This is a genomic window from Hydrotalea sp. GW822-HT8A01, from assembly GCF_058798575.1.
In genome coordinates this window covers 793,564-813,860 of sequence record NZ_CM179506.1, presented here as the reverse complement: position 1 = coordinate 813,860, position 20,297 = coordinate 793,564, and the positions used below count along the sequence as shown (strand labels likewise).

Genomic DNA, 20,297 nt, shown 5'->3' with positions numbered 1-20,297 from the left:
AATTCTGTTACCTTTAAAATTATTCTGCAAATTTCATTTAAAATATATTAAAAATAAATTATGCAATTTTCGGCACAACAAATAGCAGACATGCTTCAGGGTACAATAGAAGGTAATGCCACAGTAACAGTATCTACTTTATCCAGAATAGAAGAAGGCGTAACGGGTTCGTTATCTTTTTTAGCCAATCCTTTGTATACGCAATACCTGTATACCACAAAGGCTTCTATTGTAATTGTGAATAAAGATTTTGAAGCAAAAGAATCGGTAACGGCAACATTAATAAGGGTAGAAAATGCACAAACTGCTTTTGCAAAATTATTAGAACTATACAATCAGATAAAGCTGAATAAAACCGGTATTGCACCCAATGCACATATTGAGCCATCGGCAATAATTGGTGAGCAAATTTATGCCGGTGCATTTGCTTATGTTGGTGAAAATACGAGAATAGGCAATGGTGTTAAAATATATCCGCAGGTATATATTGGCGATAATTGTGTAATTGGCGATAATACCACCTTGTTTGCGGGTGTTAAAATTTATTCAGAAACACACATTGGAAAAAATTGTATTATTCACTCCGGTACTGTTATTGGGAGTGATGGTTTTAGATTTGATCCGCAAAATGAAGGCAATAAAAAAATTGCACAGATTGGTAATGTTGTAATAGAAGATGATGTTGAAATTGGCGCCAATTGTGCTATTGACCGTGCAACATTGGGTTCAACTATTTTAAGAAAAGGCGTAAAGTTTGATAATTTAATACATATTGCCCATAATGTAGAAGTGGGCGAAAATACTTACATCGCAGCACATGGAGTGATTGCGGGATCAACAAAAGTGGGTAAAAATTGTATGTTTAGCGGACAGGTTGGTATTGTGGGTCATTTGCAAATAGCCGATAATACAATTATTACAGCACAATCAGGCATATCCAAAAGCATTACAAAGCCGGGAGAAGTTTATATGGGTTCACCAGCCTTTGATGCCAATAAATACAGAAAGGCTTATATTCATTTTCGTAATTTAGATCAGTTGGCACAACGGGTAACTATACTTGAAAAAAAGCTAACTGATTAATTGAATGCATTAATTTTTAAAGCCAATTTGCACTAACTATCTAAAGGAACCATTTTATTCAGATCGGGGTCCCAAACTTTTAAACGAAGGCAGGCAATAATATCTTTAGGACGCAAACTGGTTACCGTTGCTTGCTGTAGGGCAGGTATATGTGCCATTGCTTCGGGTAAGCGGTAAAAAGGAATTTTGCAATTGAGGTGATGAATATGATGGTAGCCAATATTTGCAGTAAACCATTGCCATAAGGTACTCATTTTCATATAGCTGGAAGATTCTAATGCAGCAGCAGCATAACTCCATTCTGTATTGCAACGGTAAGTAGCACCGGGAAAATTATGTTGCGCATAAAATAAATATGCACCCAGCATGTGTGATAAGAAGAAAGGCAGAAAGAATACAAAAAACCAAATTTGCCATCCAAAATGAACCCATAAAACAATGGCGATGCCAACGTGTATCAGCAAAACGATGGCAGAATCCCAATGTCTTTTCTTTGAACTGAGAAACGACCGAACACACATGCCAAACATAAACATAGTAAAATAAGAAAAGAACATATTGAGTGGATGCCGGATAGCCAGATAAATACTTTGCTCTTTTTTATTCGCAGCATAAAACTTTTGTTTGGTCATAATCGGATAGGAACCAATACTGGCGCTGTACAATTTAGCATTGTTGTTGTGGTGGTGATCATGCGAACGTTTCCAGATACTTGGCGGTGTTATCATGTAAGCACCAAAAATGGTAAATAAAATATTGGCAGCAAACGATTTGTTTAAAATAGTATGATGCTGAAAATCATGAAAAATAATGAACATGCGGGAAAGCAGTAAAGCACTGAAAATGCTAAAAGCCAATTTAATTAGGATGCCCGGTAGTAAAAAAGAACCTGTTAAACTTGCAATTAATAAAACTGTAGTAGAAAGTGTATAATACCAGCTCTTCCAGCGAATTTCTTTGGCAAACGGTTTGGTGGATAAAATTAATTCCTTTTCGGAGGAAGTATGCATTAAACAAACGTATGAAAAGAATGGAAATAAAACATACAATTGCTGTTAATTCACACAAATTTTTTTGATTTATAAGTGTTTAAATCGTTCTGCTGCTTCCAGAAGTGTTTCTTCCTTTTTGGCAAAGCAAAAGCGAAGTACCTTTTCATCGGTTTTATGATGATAAAATGCAGAAACCGGAATGGTGGCTACACCGGCTTTTTGTACCAATTCAACTGCAAATTCTGTATCGGACTTATTAGATAATGCAGCATAACTGTAACATTCAAAATAGCTTCCGTGTGAAGGAATACAAACAAAACCCGTTTGCTGCATTAATGTTCTAAAAAAATCGCGTTTTTTTTGTATTTGCGCACCCAATTGTACATATTTATCCTCTTCCTGTAAATAAGTTGCCAAAGCATATTGTTTGGGGGTATCGCAACTAAAGCAATTAAACTGGTGTACTTTTCTAAATTCCTGCATTAATGGTGCTGCTGCTATGCAGTAACCCAACTTCCAGCCTGTACAATGATAGGTTTTTCCAAACGAAAAAATGATAAAACTTCTTTCTATCAAATCTGGATAGCGTAGCAGGCTTTGGTGCGGGATAGCATCAAATATTAAATGTTCATATACCTCATCACTCACTATCATTATCTTGGTCTTGGCTACCAGTGTTCTCAAAGTCATAATATCCTGCTCGCTTAATACAGCACCTGTTGGGTTATGGGGTGAGTTGATGATAATGGCTTTTGTTTTGGAATTGATTTTCTGCGCTACTTCATGCCAGGGAATTGAATAATCGGGATATTGTAATGCAATAAAAACCGGTTTAGCGCCATTTAAAACAATATTGGGAACATAGCTGTCGTATGCCGGTTCAAAAACAATCACTTCATCGCCGGAATATAAAAACGAAGTGAGTGCGGTGTAAATGGCGTAGGTGCCGCCCGGGGTAATGGTAATTTGTGTTTCAGGATGGATGGAGGTGTTGTACAATTTTTTTACCTTTTCGGCAAGGGCATTCCGTAGAGCAGGTAAACCATTGGTATGCGTATACTGATTGCAACCATCTGTCATGGCTTTTTGTATCAAATCAATTAAGGCCTCATCCATCATAAAATCAGGAAATCCCTGCCCAAGATTAATGGCGTGATGCTGTTGTGCCAACTGGCTCATTATAGTGAAAATGGTAGTACCTACCTGCGGTAATTTTGATACAATGTGCATAGCCCTTTTTTATAAAATGGGAAGATAGTAAACTTAAGGTGCCAAAATGCCAGCCACCCTTTTTAATTCAATTTCTGCAGCTTTTGCGGCATAATTTAAATTCACCAATTTATAACCTGCTTCTTCAAAACTTTGTTGTGCGGCTCTTACTTCCAAAATAGTAGCCTGCGATAAACTAAAACGCTGCAGGGTTAAATTCACCAATTGTTCGGTTAACCGGTTAATGGCGTATTGGGTGGCGATCAAATCTAATGTATGGATATACATTTGATATGTTTTTGTGAGATCGGTTTGGTAATTTAAAATGGTGGCATCTTTTTGCACTCTTGCAATGTGTGTATTGATGGCAGCAGCTTGTTGTTGCCGTTTTAAAATGCTTCCATTATAAATGGGTACGGATAAACCAAGCCCAACATAAGGGCCATACGACTGGTTTAATAAAATTTGCCCGCCATTGCTGGAATTTCTTCCGTAATTCAATCCGCTATTAACACGCAAGGTTGGATACCGTTGTGCAGCAGTTTGTTTTTCGGCGAGTGTGTTAATGGTAATTTGCTGATCAGCCGCTACAATATCCGGATTCTGGTTAAATTTATTTAGAACATCTTCTAATTTTATATTGTTTTCAATAGCAATAGAATCAGTAAACATTGCAGAAGAATCTGCGGGCATACTGAGTAGATTAAACAAATCAGCTTTTCCTTGTTCCAGAATAATTTTTTGTGATTGAAGGTCCTGCTCTTTACTATGTAAATCAATTTCAGCCTGAAAGTAATCAGCATCATTGGCAAAGCCAATTTTGCGTTTCACTGCTATAATTTCCAATTGTTTTTTGGATACTTCAATACTTTGTTCCAAAGTTTTCATATAGCTGCGTTGCCGAACTACATCAAAATATTTCGTCATTACTGCCGCAATCGTATTTTGTACCTGCGAATTAAAAAAAGATTCGCTTTGTGCCTGAATCATTTCTAATTGTTTTTTTGTAGTAATTACTCTGTAACCATTATACAACACCATAGTACCTGCAATGCCGGCATTTAAATTATTACTGGTGGCGCCATTGCGGGTTAAATCTCTATCGCCGGTTACACTGTTGATTTTTTGATTGATGTTGACAATACTTTCCTGATTGGTAGCAGTACCTGTTATGGTTGGTAAGCCCCCAGCCACACCTATATTGTTGTTTATTTTGGCAATTTGAATATTGCTTTTGGCAATTTGAATATTAAAATTATGTTGAAGTGCAAGGTTCACAGCCTCGTTTACAGAAATTGAGCGTTGGGCTGCTGCTTGCAGCATGCAGCAGAGCATAACAGCACCTGATAAAATTGCTTTTCTCATAAACCATGAAATTAGCTATGGAGCTATGTTGTATCAAATAAATTTTATGAGCGGATGAAGGGTTACTGTACCAGTGTTCCTACATTCATTCCTTCTACTACTTTAAGCAGGTTACCCGGTTTATTCATATCAAAAACAATAATGGGTAATTTATTTTCCATGCAGAGTGTAAAAGCTGTCATGTCCATTACTTTCAGGTTTTGGTTAATACATTCCTGAAAGCTGATATTTTCAAATCTTTTGGCATTGGGTTCTTTTTCGGGATCGGCGTTGTAAATACCATCTACCCTTGTACCTTTCAAAATAACATCTGCTTTCATTTCAATGGCTCTTAATGAACCGGCAGTATCTGTAGTGAAATAAGGGTTGCCTGTGCCGGCACCAAAAATAACTACCCTACCTTTTTCTAAATGACGCAATGCTTTTCTGCGGATATAGGGTTCGGCCACCTGCTCCATATTAATAGCGCTTTGTAAACGGGTATATACGCCAATTTTTTCCAGCATTGCCTGCATGGCCATTGCATTGATTACAGTTGCCAGCATGCCCATATAATCGCCGTGTGCCCTTTCAATACCACTTTCAGCTTCATTCATGCCTCTGTAAATATTGCCGCCTCCAATTACAATGGCTACCTGAACACCAAGGTTGGTTACTAATTTAATGTCTTGTGCATATTGTTCAATGATTTTTGGATCGAAGGGATCACCATTTTTTACATCACCAACAAGGGCTTCTCCGGATAGCTTCAGTAAAATGCGTTTGTATTTAGGCAGCATAATTAAAAGAATTGATTATACTGCAAATAACCTGATTTTTTGCAGAAGTTTCAAAATGAATAAAGGGAACCTTGTGGGTTCCCTTTAAAATATAGTCATAATAAATTATATTATCCCAATGCAATACGCTTAAAAGAAACTACTTTTAAATCAGCATCTACCGATTTCAGGTAATCGCCTACGCTTTTGCTACCATCTTTTACAAATGCCTGCGCCAGTAATGTTTGCTCTTTAAAGAAGGCATTTAATTTGCCATCTGCAATTTTAGCAATCATTTCTGCAGGTTTACCGGCCATTTTAGGATCGGCGGCAATTTGTTCAGTAACAATGGCTCTTTCTCTTTCTACTACATCTGCAGGAACAGAGTCGGCATCAATTGCTACAGGGTTCATAGCTGCAATTTGCATGGCCAGATCTTTACCTGCTTCAGCAGCGGCTTTATTTAAACCAACCAACACACCCATACGGTTGGCACCATGAATGTATGAGGCAACATAAGGTGCTTCAATTCTTTCAAATTTCTGAATGCCTATTTTTTCGCCGATAGCAGCTAATTTATCATTAATTAAATCGGATACTTTGGCACCGTTTACGATTACTTCGTTTAATTCTTCAGCACTTTTTACATTGTTGGCCACTGCTGCATCAGCAATAGATTGTGCAAAAGCAACAAAATCGGCATTTTTTGAAACGAAGTCAGTTTCGCAACTAATGCATACAATGAAGCCGGTTGTATTATTGGCAGTGGTTTTTGCAATAATAACACCTTCTTTTGCTTCACGATCGCTACGTTTAGCAGCAACTTTCTGACCTTGTTTGCGCAACCAGTCAATAGCTGCTTCAAAATCGCCATTGGTTTCGGTTAAAGCTTTACGGCAGTCCATCATACCAGCGCCGGTTGCCTGGCGCAATTTATTAATATCGGCTGCGGTTATAGAAACGGATGTACTCATTTGTAAAATTATTTAGTCATTGAAAAAATTTTTGCAAAGTTACCTATACTTTTATAAACGCTGTGTTGTTACAGGTTATGAAATGTTGAAGAAAGTACAGGTGTTGCAGTGTGCGACGCAACGGAAGTTGGAATAAATTGATACAGCCGGGCACAAAATAAATGATTCATTCGGGCTCAATGTACCGTATATATTTTATCTGCCACCACCTGCAGGTCTGCGACTGTTGGGCACTCTGCGTTTTGGTGCACCGGCACCTGGTTCTGCACCACGGCCACCTTTACGGGTACGTGCGGCTTCACTTTGTGCTTCAGCTTCCAGTCTGCGTGCTTTTGCTTCTAATTCGTTTGCATCATCGTTGGTATCTTCTTCTTCTTTATTTGCCTGACGTTCTGCCAAACCTTCTGCAATAGCAGCGGTTAAATAATTGGTAATGATGGCAATTGATTTAGTGGCATCATCATTAGCCGGAATAGGGAAATCAACTTTGTTAGGATCGCAATTGGTATCTACCATACCAAAAGTTGTAATACCTAAACGTTTGGCTTCTGCTAAAGCAATATGTTCTACACCAATATCTACTAAGAATAAAGCTGCGGGCAGTCTGCTCATTTGGGCAATACCACCTAATACTTTTTCCATTTTTTCTTTATCGCGGCTAAGCGTAAGGCGCTCTTTTTTGGTTAGGCTGTCTGCACTGCCATCGTTCAGCATTTTTTCAATGCTCTGCATTTTTTTAACGCTTTTACGAACAGTATTAAAGTTAGTGAGCATACCACCTAACCAACGTTCAGTAGCAAAGGGCATGTTTACGCGTTTTGCGCATTCAGCCACAATTTCTTTAGCCTGCTTTTTGGTAGCCACGAACATAATTTTTTTACCGTTCTTGGCAATTTGCTTCATAGCGGCGGCTGTTTCCTGAAGATGGTCTACTGTTTTGTTCAGGTCAATAATGTGAATCCCTTTTTTTTCTGCATAGATGTAAGGTAACATTTTAGGATTCCATTTCTTTTTTAAATGGCCAAAATGCACACCGGCTTCTAACAACTGCTGCTGTAGTGAAGTATTATTTTCCATTGTGTTTGTATAAATAGTTTGAATGATAGGGTTTGCGTAATCCAATACTGATTAACGTTTGCTGAATTGGTAGCTCTTACGGGCTTTTTTATGACCAAATTTCTTACGTTCAACACTGCGGGGATCACGTTTTAAGTATCCGGCGGCTTTTAATACAGGCCTAAACTCGGGGTTTACTTCTAGTAAAGCACGGGCTATGCCTAATTTTGCTGCTTCGGCTTGGCCTTTTAAACCACCACCTTGTGCATTGATAACTACATCAAATTTGGTAATTACTTCAGCAGTCTTTAAAGGGGCCTCTACCTGGTTTTGTAAGTAAACCAAAGGAAAATATTCTTTATAATCTTTGTCGTTCACGGTAATTTTACCTTCACCCTTACTAATAAAAACCCGGGTTACGGCTTCTTTACGGCGACCAACTGCGTTTTTTTGCTTTTCCATTTATTTGGAATTGATGTTATAAATTAGATTAAAATTTTAATTCTTTGGGTTGTTGTGCACTATGTGGATGCTCGCTGCCTGCATAAACAAACAATTTATTGAACATTTTGCGGCCGAGGCGATTTTTAGGTAGCATGCCTTTAATGGCTCTTTCTAAAAGCACTTCAGGTCTGCGTTTTAATAAATCTTTGGCTGCTTCTTCTTTTTTACCGCCGGGATAACCTGAGAAGTTAATGTACATTTTATCATCCATTTTATTGCCGGTTAAAACAACTTTATCGGCATTGATGATAATAACATAATCGCCACAGTCTACATGCGGTGTGTAGTATGCTTTGTTTTTGCCTCTTAATACAGCGGCAATTTTTGAAGCAATGCGCCCTACGGTTTGATTAGTACCGTCTACAACATACCAGTTGTGCTTAACGGTAGCCGCGTTTGCATGCTTGGTAGTGAAATGAAGATGACTCATAATATGGTTTGTTTAAATGATATCGGGGCTATCCCCCCGGCGAATGTCCCATTTTTTTGGGATGGCAAAGGTAGGTGTTCTATTGTTGAATTTTTAGTGTCTTGACGATCTTTTTTAATAGCGCTTTCATAACTAATTGATTTTCAATAAAAATTTTGATTAAAAATTTTCATCGTGTTATAAAACTGCCTTTTTTAGGTGCTTTTTATTTTGCTTTTTTGTTTTGATTGTACAATGAAAAGTAATTTCCCATGAATGATGGCATAAAAAAAGCAGCTGTGAAAAGCTGCCGGAGTGTTTAAAACTTATTCATCTTTATTGAAATAGCTTAGGATAGGTTTTGTTCCAAGGTGTTGCCTGCTGATAAGCTTCTGCAATGCGCAACAGTGTGCCTTCATCGTATAAATTACCAATAAAAGTAATGCTGGTGGGTAAATGAAACCTTTTATCAAAACCCGTGGGAACGCAAACCACCGGGTTGCCTGTTAAATTGGTAATGGCCGACTGGTTGCCACTGCCACGGGTGGGACAAATAACTGCATCGTATTGTTGCAGTAATGCATTTACTTTTTGCATCAGCAAGTAACGGTGCCTATTGGCATTGATGTATTCTACGGCGGGTATTAACCTGGCTTCTCTAAACTGGTTGGGCCAGTCGTAACGGCTTTGCCGGGTCATTTCATCATCTAAATTACCGCGGGTAAATGCATCAAAAGCAGCGGCACACTCAGCACCAATTACAATACTCATAATATTGACATTGTAAACCCCACTGTCGGGAAAATTAACGGGAATTAATTGAACCCCCATTTTTTTAAATGTTTCTAACACTTTCCATTCATTTCTGGAGGTATCGGTTATATTATCGAAATAGTTTTTGGAATACGCTATTTTATAAGCTTGTATGGGTTTATTAGGCGTGTAATTAAATGGGCGGTTTACAGCCAATTCATCTATTCCATCGGTACCATGAATGGCATTAAATACAATAGCCGCATCATTTGCAGAGCGGCAAATGGGGCCAATTTTATCTAAACTCCAGCTAAGCGTCATAGCGCCTGTTCTGCTAATACTGCCAAATGTGGGGCGTAAACCGGTAACGCCACATGTGGATGAAGGCGAAACAATACTTCCCCAGGTTTCTGTGCCAATGGCAAAAGGTACCAATCCTGCTGCAGTAGCGGCTGCTGGACCTGCCGAAGAACCGGATGACCCTCTTGTTAAATCCCATGGATTTTTGGTGCGTCCGCCAAACCAATAATCGCCCATGGCCAAGGCCCCTAAAGTAAATTTAGCTACTAAAACGGCACCGGCTTTGCGTAATTGTTCATATACAAAAGCATTTTCATCAATGGTTTGGTTTTTGTAGGGTGCTGCGCCCCAGGTAGTTTTATAGCCTTTTATAGCAAATAAATCTTTCAATCCATAGGGTATGCCATGTAACATGCCTTTGTATTTGCCGGCGGCTATTTCAGCATCGGCCTGTGCGGCTTGTTGCAATGCTAAATCTTCAGTAAGGGTAATAACGCATTGCAAGGTATCGCCAAATTGTTTGATGCGTTGAATGAAAAATTTGGTGAGTGCAACCGAAGTAATTTTTTTGTGTTGAATTAAATAAGCCAATTGAGGTATGGAGTAAAATGCTAATTCGTTTAAATGGGTGGGTAATACCACTGTTTTAGGCATTTCCCAATGAATAGGTAATTGTTGATTAGAAAAATGCATGCCGGCTACTACCGGGCTTTGCCACAAGCTCATGGGCACATCGTTAGGCAGTGATTGGCGGTGTAACGATTGGTAAGTGTGATAAAATTGCGTTATACCCTGTTGCATGGAATCTAATTCCTGTTGGGTAAAAGAAAGATCGGCTAATCCGGCAGCTATGCTAATTTGTTCAGTGGGGATGGTATCTTTTTGTGCCTGAAGAAATAAGGGTAAGGCGAAAAAGCATAAAATGGTGATTGTTCTCATGTTTAAGTGTTTTGGTTAGAATGAATGATGCGAAAAAATGCAGCAATGGGTATTAAACTATCATGTACTGCCCATTTCACCTGTGAACACAAATGTGCTTTTCTTGCAACGGAAAGTTATGGAACCTTTTTTAGAAATCAATACCAATCCATTTGCGTTTATTCTTTTCGTATTTCTGGAAATTGAACTTATACAATTTGCCGGGTCTGTGTGGCACATCCTGTTCCATTTCACCTATATCAATTAAAAGGCCCATGGCAGCAAATTTTTTTCTGAAATTACGGCGGTCTAATTCAATGCCTAAAATGGCTTCATATAAATTCTGTAATTCGCGAAGCGAGAATTTTTCGGGTAATAAATTAAAGCCCAACGGATGTTCCTGAATTCTTTTTTGTAACCATTGGTGGCAGGTATCTAAAATTTCTTTATGATCAAAAGCCATTTCTTTGATAGAATTTACACTATGCCAGTGCAACTCATTGTCTAATATTTTTACTTCGTGGTGTTGTATGTTGAGTAAAGAACAATAGGCAACGGTTAACACCCTGCCGCCCGGGTGCCGGTTGGGTTTGCTAAAAGTGCGTACCTGATCTAAATACACATCTGTCATGCCCGTTCTTATTTTCAAAACCCGGTAAGCTGCATCGTCTAATTCTTCATTGTCTTCTGCAAAATCGCCCAACAAGGTCCATTTACCTTTGTACATTTCCAAGTCACTCCTAATTAATAAAACCTTTAAATCTTGTCCGTCAAATCCAAATATTACACAGTCAACCGTAATAGGTACACGGGGATAGGAATTAACTAAGGCATGAACATCGGTAATCAGTGGCCGTTTCTCCGGCAATTCGGTTTGGTGGTTGTTCAGTTTCATTGTTGGCAAGTATTTTCCTTACATCTTAAAAAATGTATGGGAATTTTGGGGCAATGAAGGTAATACTTTTAGGCATTGTGTAAATTTTACATGGGCAAAAAAATTGAATTTATGTGCAAGGCAGTAAATTTGAAGTTAATTTTTTAGCATGTATAACACGGGGCATATTCATAGTTTATCACGTTTAACACAACAATGGCTTCAAAAGGAATCGGCGCCTGCTGCAATGCAGTATGCTGCTGCAAATATTGAAGAGTTGCGTGAAGTATTGCGATTTCATGAATACCAATATTATGTAGCCAACACCCCCCTGATTAGTGATTATGAATATGACAGGTTGTATAAGTTATTAGAAAAAACTGAAAAAGCACATCCGGAATTAATTACGCCTGTTTCTCCTACACAACGGGTGGGTAATAGTTTGAATCAAAACTTTTTAACGGTAGCCCATTTGGTACCCATGTTAAGTTTGGAAAACAGTTATAATAAAGCCGATTTGTTAGACTGGGATAGAAAAGTACGGGAATTGACCAATTTGTCCGTGGTTGAATATACACTGGAACCAAAATTTGATGGTGCCGGCATTTCACTGGTATATGAAAACGATATTTTAATTCGCGCTGTTACCCGTGGCGATGGGGTAGAAGGAGAGGATATTACCAACAACATCAAACAAATTCGTTCCATACCCTTAACAGCGCCTTTTTCTAAACATGGTATTCAGTTAATTGAAATAAGGGGTGAAGTAATTATGAGTAAGCGAGCATTTGAACTGTATAATGAAAAATTAGCAGAACAGGGTTTACCCATCATGGCAAATCCAAGAAATGCCGCTTCGGGAAGTTTACGGATGAAAGATCCCAAAGAAGTTGCTAAACGCAACCTGGAAGCATTTTTATATCACGTAAGTTATTACACAAAATTTGCTGATAGCGAAGTAAACGCGTCTGCTTTATTACAAACCCATGCAGGCATGTTACAATTGCTTTGGGAATGTGGATTGCATGCACCGGTAAAAGAGCAAAAAATTGTACAAGGCATTGATGGAGTGATAGAACAGGTTGAAGCTTTTGAGCATTTACGTGATACAATGCCTTATGAAATAGATGGCATGGTGGTAAAGGTGAACAGTTTATCATTACAGGATTTATTAGGAATGACGAGTCACCACCCACGGTGGGCCATTGCCTATAAGTTTAAAGCACGTCAGGCCACTACCATTTTAAATTCGATAGAGTTTCAGGTAGGCAGAACAGGTGCCATTACACCGGTGGCAAAGCTAATACCGATAGCCATTGGCGGGGTAACGGTATCCAGTATATCGGTACACAATGAAGAGTACATCAAAGACAAAGACTTAAAAATTGGCGATACCGTATTAATTGAAAGAGCCGGCGATGTAATACCGCAAATTGTAAAATCGTTACCTGAATTAAGAACCGGCCATGAAAAAGCCATACATTTCCCTAACCATTGCCCGGTATGCCATAGCCCACTATTTAAAGAAGTCGGTGAAGCGGTTTGGCGTTGTGTAAACATAGAATGTACGGCTCAGGTGGTAGAAAGAATGGTTCATTTTGTGAGCAAAGATGCCATGGATATTAAAAGCCTGGGAGAAGCTAATATCAGGCGTTTTTATGAATTAGGGCTGTTGAAAGATATTCCGGGCATTTATAAACTCGATTTTCCTGCTATTGCACAATTGGAAGGATTTGGAAAAAAGTCGGTTGATAATTTACAGCAAGCCATTGAAGCCTCTAAAAAGCAACCACTTCACCGGTTAATTTATGCGTTGGGTATACGTTTTGTTGGAGAAACAACTGCCAAAACATTGGCCAATGCTATTACCCATTTGTTCGATTTGGGAAAAATGGATACATTGGCGCTACAACAATTAGAAGATGTTGGCGTTAAAGTAGCAGACAGTATTCGTCATTTTTTTAGCAATCGCCAAAATATGGCTATGTTAGAAGAATTAGAGGCTTTGGGTATTCAGTGTTACAACGAAAAACGAACAGAAACGCAAAGCAGCACCCTGCAAGGGCAAAGTTTTTTATTTACAGGTACACTCACCAAATTTAAAAGAAATGAGGCAGAAGAGATGGTAGAACAACGGGGGGGCGTTATTGTTGGCAGTGTTAGCAGCAAGCTCAATTACCTGGTAGTGGGGGCAGATGCGGGAGGGAAACTGGAAAAAGCAAAAAAGATTAATACAATTAAGATAATTGATGAAAATGAATTTCTATCTTTATTGCAACAATAAATAACCTTTAACTATGTTTGAACACCTACCCAACGAAAAGTGGCGCCAGTTCTCCTTTACGAACTCAGATGCCCTTCAAAAAAAATACATGGTAAGCAACATGGGAAGAATTGCCTCTTTTACCACCAATTTTAAAAAAGACGGCACCCTGCTAAAAGGCTCTGCGATAGAGGGTTATCGCATCATTCGCCTGAAAGTAAAGGATAGTTATACCCATTTTCTTTTGCACAGAGCTGTGGGCGAGTTATTCCTGAAAAAACCTAAGGCAAACGAAAAATTTATTATTCATCTCAATCATAATAAAAAAGACAACCGTGCCGAAAATTTAAAATGGGCTACTCAGGAAGAAGTGATTGAGCACAATAAAAATAACCCCCGTGTAAAAGCAGCCAGAAAAAAACTGCTTCAAAGAACATCTGAACTTAAAAAGGGATTGAAGTTAACCCTTGCTCAGGTGAAAGATATTAAAAAAATGCTAGCTAACCCCAAGCGTAAACTAACCTATAAGCAATTGGCCGAGAAATATGGCGTAAGCGAAATGGCCATTACACGTATTAAGCGGGGTGAAAACTGGGGCCACGTTAAAGTGTAACCTATTTTTGAATTGATAAAATATTTTATTCAATACTTTGTTTTGTTAACGGAATTCCATTTGCGTTTCTTGTTAACATTTTTATTTGTATATGTTACAACTATCTACCCTCCGTTTTCTGCAACACTTGGCAAAGCACAATAACAAAGAGTGGTTCAATGAAAACAGAGTAAAATACGATGCGGCACGAGCCGATTTTATTGCATTCACAACACAAATACTATCCGGTTTTTCAAAGGTGGAACCCGATTTATTACCGCTGCATTCCAAAGATTGTATTTTTCGCATCAATCGCGATGTGCGTTTCAGTACCAATAAAAGTCCTTATAAAACCAATATGGGCGCTGCATTTAGCAAGGGTGGCAAAAAATCAATCCTGGCAGGCTATTATTTTCATTTGGAACCGGGAAAAAGTTTTGTAGGTGGCGGTCTTTGGATGCCGGCAAAGGAAGTGATCCAAAAAGTACGGCAGGAAATTGATTATTGTTGGGATGAATGGAGAAATATCATTAAAGCAAAACCTTTTCAACAGCAGTACGGCGATTTAAGCAGAGAAGAAGGCATGTTTTTACAGCGTGAACCCAAAGGTTATGATAAAGAAAATCCGGCTATTACTTATTTAAAACTGAAAAGCTGGATTGCCACAAAACCCTTATTGGATGAGGATTTAACCAATAAAGTCCTGCTTCAAAAAGTTATCCGGGCTTTTGAAGCACTGCAACCGGTTATTCATTTTTTAAATCGTGCTATTGAAGGTTAATGATTAAAAAAGTCAGTCGGTTTGCAATAAGAAAATGCTTTGCCTAAATTTTCAATTACATCGGTTGCCAGTAAACTTTCTTCTGATTGGATTTCTAATGCCAGATCAGCTGCCAATCCATGTAAATACACACCTAATTGTGCAGCTGTTTGCGGCGCATAACCCTGTGCCAGTAAAGCTGTAATAATGCCGGTTAAAACATCGCCGGAACCGCCCTTGGCTAATCCAACGTTGCCACTGGTATTAAAACTACCCTTTCCCTGATGTGCTACTAATGTATAATGACCTTTTAAAACCACTGTAATGGCAAGGGCAGCAGATAATTGCACTGCTTTTTCAATTCTTTCAAATTCATTAGCCGATGTACCAAATACCCGGTCAAATTCTTTAGGATGTGGTGTAAGAATGGTTCCGGCCGGTAATTGTTGCAACCAATCTTTATGTTGTGCTATAATGTTGAGGGCATCTGCATCAATAACCATAGGTTGATCATAATGCGCTATTAGCTGTTGAAGCAGTAATACTGATGCATCATTCACATCCAATCCGGGGCCAATACCTACAGATGTATAAGGGGTAAAATCATTCAAGCCGGCTTCTCTCATTAATAGCATTGCCTCAGGATAGCGAATATTTAATGTAGCAGCAGCTTGAGCAGGCACCTGAGTGGTAACCAATCCACATCCGCTTCGCAAGGCAGCACCCGTTGCCATGAGTGCAGCACCCATTTTTTCTGTACTGCCTGCAATGAGTAATGCATGTCCAAATGCGCCTTTATGTGCAAACGGATTTCTAACGGAAATGCATTGTTGTATGCCATCCAATTCAATCATTGAAAATGTAGTATCCAATTTTTGTAGAAATTGGGGGTGTAGCCCAATATCCAAAATATGTACTTTCCCAAAATAGGGCGCATTTTCGGCTGCCAAAAAACACAATTTATAGCATTGAAAAGAAAGGGTATGTCGGGCACTTACAACGGTACCCCCATTTACACTACTATCAATAAACATACCTGTAGGAACATCGATGGATATTATTATTGAATGAGCTTTATTGATATGCTGTACAATTATTGCATATAAGCCACTTAGTGGTTTATTCAGTCCTGCACCGAGTAATGCATCAATAATCACTGCATTTTCAGGAATAATTGGTAATAAAGCTTCTGTAGAAATATATTGAACAGCCAGACCTAATATATGCAGCCGGTGTAAATTTTCCTGAAAATTATCGGTACCTGGCCTGCCAAATTCCAAAATATAAACGGATGGTATAATGCCGGCCTCAAATAATTGGCGGGCAATGGCTAATCCATCGCCTCCATTATTGCCTTTGCCGCAAAAAATAAAAACAGGTTGTTGTATAAAATTTTGCTGTAATAGCCATTTGGTGCAGGCTAATGCTGCCCGTTCCATTAAATGGATAGATGCAATGGGTTCGTGTTGCACGGTAAATGCATCCCATTGTTGCAGTTGTGCAGCCGATAATAACTTCATACCCTAAATTTATTCAAAAAAATTACACCTTCCCGCCAGTTTAAAACTTTAAGGAAGGTGTAAAAAGATAAAATCCATAATACTACAGCAAATGATTATCCATTAAGTATTCGGCAATTTGAACGGCATTGGTAGCAGCACCTTTGCGCAGGTTATCGCTCACTACCCACATATTCAAAGTTTTGGGCTGTGTTTCATCTCTACGAATACGGCCAACAAAAACTTCATCTTTTTCATGCGCCCAAAGCGGCATGGGGTATAATTGTGCAGCATCATCCTGTTGTACAATTACTCCGGGTGCTTTGCTCAACAAGTTTATTACTTCCGCTACATCAAATTCTTTTTCAAATTCAATATTTACACTTTCGCTATGCCCGCCCACTACCGGAATACGAACGGTGGTTGCCGTTACGCGAATACTGTTATCCTGCATAATTTTTTTGGTTTCATTCACCATTTTCATTTCTTCTTTGGTGTAACCATTGTCTAAAAACACATCAATTTGAGGAATTACATTTAAGTCGATGGGGTATTTATAAGCCATTTCTCCCTGAATACCTTTTCTTTCATTCATTAACTGGTCAACCGCTTTTTTGCCTGTGCCGGTAACACTTTGGTATGTACTTACCACAATACGTTGTATGGTATAGGCTTTGTGAAGGGGTTGCAAAGCAACTACCATTTGAATGGTAGAACAATTTGGATTTGCAATAATAAAATCATCTTTGGTTAACACGTTGGCATTTACTTCAGGCACTACTAATTTTTTAGAAGGATCCATGCGCCAGGCACTGGAATTATCAATTACCTTAATGCCTGCTGCTGCAAATTTGGGTGCCCATTCTAAAGAAGTACCACCGCCTGCAGAAAAGATAGCAACTGCCGGTTTGGCTGCAATGCCCTGCTCCATACCAACTACAGTATGTGGGTTCCCTTTAAAAATAACTTGTTTGCCAACAGATTTTTCAGAGGCAACGGGAATTAATTCAGTAACGGGGAAGTTTCTTTCTTCCAAAACTTGTAACATTTTTGAGCCTACTAAACCGGTAGCTCCAACTACGGCTACTTTCATTGTTTGTTTTTTTTGTGAATAAATGATGTTTGCTTGCTTTACGCTCTGTGTTATGTTTATTGAATGAAGTGTATAACAATAAAAAAACCTTCCTTTGAAGGGAAGGTTTTAATTTATGTTGCCTATACACAAACAAAGTACCTTCCCGCTAAACAGGTTTTTTGATACGTTTGGTATAGATTACTTTATTCATTGCGGGTGCGAAAATAGACTCAAAATTCATTCCGTCAAAATTATTTTGCTTTACCTTCACTTCTAAATTGAGAATTATGATACGATCTGCAATTGCTGGTATTGGCATGTATGCTCCTGAACAAGTAATAACGAACAATGATTTGCTGCAATACATGGATACCAGTGATGCCTGGATACAGGAAAGAACAGGAATAAAAGAGCGTAGATATGCACACCGTACCAATGAAACCACAACTACAATGGGTGTAGAAGCCGCTAAAATAGCCATTGAGCGTTCCGGAATTACGCCTCAGGACATTGATTTTATCGTTTTTGCCACCCTTTCACCCGATTATTATTTTCCCGGTTGCGGTGTTTTATTGCAACGTGCTTTAAAAATGAAAGAAGTGGGTGCTTTGGATGTCAGAAATCAATGCAGTGGATTTGTGTATGCATTAAGTGTAGCAGACCAGTTTATAAAGACCGGCATGTATAAAAATATATTGGTGGTAGGTTCTGAAAAACACAGCTTTGGTTTAGATTTTAGCACCCGTGGTCGTAATGTAAGTGTTATTTTTGGTGATGGTGCCGGTGCCGTGGTGCTGCAGCCAAGTGAAGATACAAATCGTGGAATTTTAAGTACACACTTGCATAGTGATGGTGAATCGGCTGAAATTTTAGCCATGTATAATCCCGGAACCCATGCCAACTATTGGGGCACTAAAAATTATGCAACCTTTAATGATGCACCCATTGCAGATATGTTTATGAGTCATGCTATGATAGACAATGCAGAGAATTTTCCGTTCATGGATGGCCCCGCCGTTTTTAAAAAAGCAGTGGTAAAATTTCCGGAAGTAATTAAAGAGGCCTTGCAGGCCAATGATTATCAGCCGGCCGATTTGGATATGTTAATCCCCCATCAGGCCAATTTACGCATAGCGCAGTTTGTACAACAGCAATTGGGATTACCCGATGAAAAAGTATACAATAATATTCAGCATTATGGCAACACAACAGCGGCATCTATACCCATAGCCCTTTGCGAAGCTTGGGAGCAAGGCAAAATAAAAACAGGTAATCTTGTTTGTTTGGCTGCTTTTGGCAGCGGATTTACCTGGGCAAGTGCATTACTAAAATGGTAATGCTTGCTTCGGTTTCATTCCATTTGTATTCTCTATTTTCTAATTGTTGCAAACATGGCCCGTAAAATTATTTATTTAGTGAATCCCATTTCAGGTGCCACTAAGAAAGACGCCCTTATTCAGTTAATTGAATCTGAAACAAGTGCCCGAAATATTCCTTTTGAAATTTTACCAACTTCGCCCATTGCTAATTATGATATAGTAAAAGATAAAATTGAAAACGAAGGTATTACCGATGTAATTATTTCCGGGGGCGATGGTACCGTTAATCAGGTTACCCAGGCTTTGCGCCATTACAAAGTTCATTTTGGCATTATACCCGTAGGTTCAGGTAACGGATTAGCCTTTGCGGCAAATATTCCTAAAAAACCAAAAGCTGCATTAAAAATTATTTTTGATGGTAAAGCACAACCTGTTGACGCGTTTACTTTAAATCATTATTACTCTTGTATGCTTAGCGGACTAGGTTTTGATGCCCAGGTGGCACATCGTTTTGCTATGAACTCAAAGCGCGGATTATTTACTTATACAAAAGAAAGCCTCATCAATTTTTTTAAAGCACAGCCTTTTCAATTTGAAGTTCAACTAAACGATTTTTCATTTTATACCGATGCCTTTGCAATTACAATTGCCAATAGTAATCAGTTTGGCAATAATTTAACTATTGCACCAGCCGCTAGCTTAAACGACGGACTTTTAGATATTGTAATTATTCAAAAAATGAATAAAGCCAAAATACCTTTTGCTTTACTTAAACAAATAAAAGGTAATAACCGTTTGCAAGAATTGGTAAATGAAATTACGCATAAAAACGTTATTTACTTTCAAGCACCTGCCATTACCATTCGTAATTTAAAGCATGCCCCCATGCACATAGACGGAGAGCCGGTTGATAGTAGCGATATCATAGAAGTTAAAATGATTCAGAATGCGTTTCATTTGCTACAACCAAATGTGTTAAACTAATTTTTTATACATTTTTAGCCTTTAAATTTTGGTGTATATCCGTTTAAATTTATATCTTACAAATTTGTTTAAAAAATACATTCAAGGCATTGAAAATGAACAAATAAAAGCATTTTCCTTTTTCTTTCAAATTTAAAAATTACAACATGAAAAAAGTATTAATTGCCCTCGATTACAATCCTTCTGCACAGTTAATTGCCGAAAAAGGATATCAGTTAGCCAAAGCTATGCAGGCTGATGTTTGTTTAATACATGTGGTGGCAGACGCAGGCTATTATGCAGTAGACTATTCACCCATTATGGGTTTTGGTGGTTTTAATACTGCTAACACTATTGAGTTGGTGGAAGAATTAAAAAAACAGGCCGGTGAATTTTTATCTTCCGCAGTTAAACATCTGGGCGATGATAAAGTAAAAACATTTATTCTTGAAGGCAACACGGCAGACGCTATTTTATCATATGCAGATGAATATAATGCGGATATTATTGTAATAGGCTCGCATAGCCATAGTGGGTTAGATACTTTGCTATTAGGTAATGTACCGGCTAAAATTTTGAAACATACTAAAAAACCATTATTCATAGTGCCTACCGGTCAATAGTTTATTAA

General features: G+C 38.4%; 19 protein-coding genes. 7 read left to right on the top strand and 12 right to left on the bottom strand.

Going from position 1 to position 20,297, the window contains the following annotated elements; genetic code table 11:
- Positions 1–60: 60 nt before the first annotated feature.
- On the top strand, positions 61–1,083 hold the full coding sequence (lpxD, locus tag AC3QLY_RS03630) for a UDP-3-O-(3-hydroxymyristoyl)glucosamine N-acyltransferase (protein WP_074420938.1): 1,023 nt from the start codon (positions 61–63) through the stop codon (positions 1,081–1,083).
- Positions 1,084–1,115: 32 nt separating this feature from the next.
- Here the strand turns inward: lpxD and AC3QLY_RS03625 are convergent, their stop codons facing one another.
- From AC3QLY_RS03625 to AC3QLY_RS03580, 10 genes are all read right to left on the bottom strand, one after another.
- Complete coding sequence (locus tag AC3QLY_RS03625; RefSeq protein ID WP_074420937.1) at positions 1,116–2,093, bottom strand: fatty acid desaturase family protein; 978 nt, start codon at positions 2,091–2,093, stop codon at positions 1,116–1,118.
- A 69-nt stretch (positions 2,094–2,162) separates the two neighbouring features.
- Complete coding sequence (locus AC3QLY_RS03620) at positions 2,163–3,305, bottom strand: methionine aminotransferase (protein WP_074420936.1); 1,143 nt, start codon at positions 3,303–3,305, stop codon at positions 2,163–2,165.
- 33 nt (positions 3,306–3,338) lie between these two features.
- Positions 3,339–4,649 carry a TolC family protein gene (locus tag AC3QLY_RS03615; RefSeq protein WP_074420935.1) on the bottom strand — a complete coding sequence of 437 codons (1,311 nt, stop codon included), beginning with the start codon at positions 4,647–4,649 and terminating at the stop codon, positions 3,339–3,341.
- Between the two features lie 62 nt (positions 4,650–4,711).
- Positions 4,712–5,428, bottom strand: a complete 717-nt coding sequence (gene pyrH, locus AC3QLY_RS03610) for a UMP kinase (protein WP_068243449.1) — start codon at positions 5,426–5,428, stop codon at positions 4,712–4,714.
- A 110-nt stretch (positions 5,429–5,538) separates the two neighbouring features.
- Positions 5,539–6,381: a translation elongation factor Ts gene (tsf, locus tag AC3QLY_RS03605; protein WP_074418627.1), complete on the bottom strand. Its 843-nt coding sequence runs from the start codon at positions 6,379–6,381 to the stop codon at positions 5,539–5,541.
- 195 nt (positions 6,382–6,576) lie between these two features.
- Positions 6,577–7,458, bottom strand: coding sequence for a 30S ribosomal protein S2 (gene rpsB / locus AC3QLY_RS03600; RefSeq protein WP_068243447.1), 882 nt, complete (start codon positions 7,456–7,458; stop codon positions 6,577–6,579).
- A 51-nt stretch (positions 7,459–7,509) separates the two neighbouring features.
- Positions 7,510–7,899: a 30S ribosomal protein S9 gene (rpsI, locus tag AC3QLY_RS03595; RefSeq protein WP_074420933.1), complete on the bottom strand. Its 390-nt coding sequence runs from the start codon at positions 7,897–7,899 to the stop codon at positions 7,510–7,512.
- A 28-nt stretch (positions 7,900–7,927) separates the two neighbouring features.
- On the bottom strand, positions 7,928–8,371 hold the full coding sequence (gene rplM, locus AC3QLY_RS03590) for a 50S ribosomal protein L13 (protein ID WP_074420932.1): 444 nt from the start codon (positions 8,369–8,371) through the stop codon (positions 7,928–7,930).
- A gap of 315 nt (positions 8,372–8,686) precedes the next feature.
- A complete protein-coding gene (locus AC3QLY_RS03585; protein ID WP_492990636.1) occupies positions 8,687–10,342 on the bottom strand; it encodes an amidase in 1,656 nt (551 codons plus the stop codon).
- A 130-nt stretch (positions 10,343–10,472) separates the two neighbouring features.
- Entirely contained in the window at positions 10,473–11,216 is a 744-nt protein-coding gene (locus AC3QLY_RS03580; RefSeq protein ID WP_081299025.1) for an NUDIX hydrolase, read from the bottom strand.
- Positions 11,217–11,364: 148 nt separating this feature from the next.
- Between AC3QLY_RS03580 and ligA the strand changes: the two genes are divergently transcribed.
- The 3 genes from ligA (at position 11,365) to AC3QLY_RS03565 (ending at position 14,831) form a co-directional block, all read left to right on the top strand.
- The gene (ligA, locus tag AC3QLY_RS03575) at positions 11,365–13,479 is read left to right on the top strand and encodes an NAD-dependent DNA ligase LigA (protein ID WP_492990634.1); all 2,115 of its coding nucleotides are present in this window, start codon (positions 11,365–11,367) and stop codon (positions 13,477–13,479) included.
- Positions 13,480–13,492: 13 nt separating this feature from the next.
- Positions 13,493–14,071 carry an NUMOD4 domain-containing protein gene (locus AC3QLY_RS03570; RefSeq protein WP_068243435.1) on the top strand — a complete coding sequence of 193 codons (579 nt, stop codon included), beginning with the start codon at positions 13,493–13,495 and terminating at the stop codon, positions 14,069–14,071.
- A 91-nt stretch (positions 14,072–14,162) separates the two neighbouring features.
- Positions 14,163–14,831 carry a DUF2461 domain-containing protein gene (locus AC3QLY_RS03565; protein ID WP_074418613.1) on the top strand — a complete coding sequence of 223 codons (669 nt, stop codon included), beginning with the start codon at positions 14,163–14,165 and terminating at the stop codon, positions 14,829–14,831.
- On the opposite strand, the gene AC3QLY_RS03560 is transcribed toward AC3QLY_RS03565, so the two are convergent.
- Positions 14,828–16,330: a bifunctional ADP-dependent NAD(P)H-hydrate dehydratase/NAD(P)H-hydrate epimerase gene (locus AC3QLY_RS03560; protein ID WP_074418612.1), complete on the bottom strand. Its 1,503-nt coding sequence runs from the start codon at positions 16,328–16,330 to the stop codon at positions 14,828–14,830. The two genes, AC3QLY_RS03565 and AC3QLY_RS03560, sit on opposite strands and share 4 nt — an antisense overlap.
- An 82-nt stretch (positions 16,331–16,412) precedes the next feature.
- The gene (locus AC3QLY_RS03555) at positions 16,413–17,402 is read right to left on the bottom strand and encodes an aspartate-semialdehyde dehydrogenase (protein WP_074420930.1); all 990 of its coding nucleotides are present in this window, start codon (positions 17,400–17,402) and stop codon (positions 16,413–16,415) included.
- A gap of 269 nt (positions 17,403–17,671) precedes the next feature.
- On the opposite strand from AC3QLY_RS03555, the gene AC3QLY_RS03550 reads away from it, so the two are divergent.
- The 3 genes from AC3QLY_RS03550 to AC3QLY_RS03540 all read left to right on the top strand — a co-directional run bounded on the left by AC3QLY_RS03550 (position 17,672) and on the right by AC3QLY_RS03540 (position 20,289).
- Positions 17,672–18,721 (top strand): 3-oxoacyl-ACP synthase III family protein, encoded by a 1,050-nt coding sequence (locus AC3QLY_RS03550; RefSeq protein WP_074420929.1) that lies wholly within the window; start codon positions 17,672–17,674, stop codon positions 18,719–18,721.
- A 54-nt stretch (positions 18,722–18,775) separates the two neighbouring features.
- Entirely contained in the window at positions 18,776–19,687 is a 912-nt protein-coding gene (locus AC3QLY_RS03545) for a diacylglycerol/lipid kinase family protein (protein ID WP_074420928.1), read from the top strand.
- A 146-nt stretch (positions 19,688–19,833) separates the two neighbouring features.
- On the top strand, positions 19,834–20,289 hold the full coding sequence (locus tag AC3QLY_RS03540; RefSeq protein WP_074420927.1) for a universal stress protein: 456 nt from the start codon (positions 19,834–19,836) through the stop codon (positions 20,287–20,289).
- Positions 20,290–20,297: the final 8 nt, after the last annotated feature.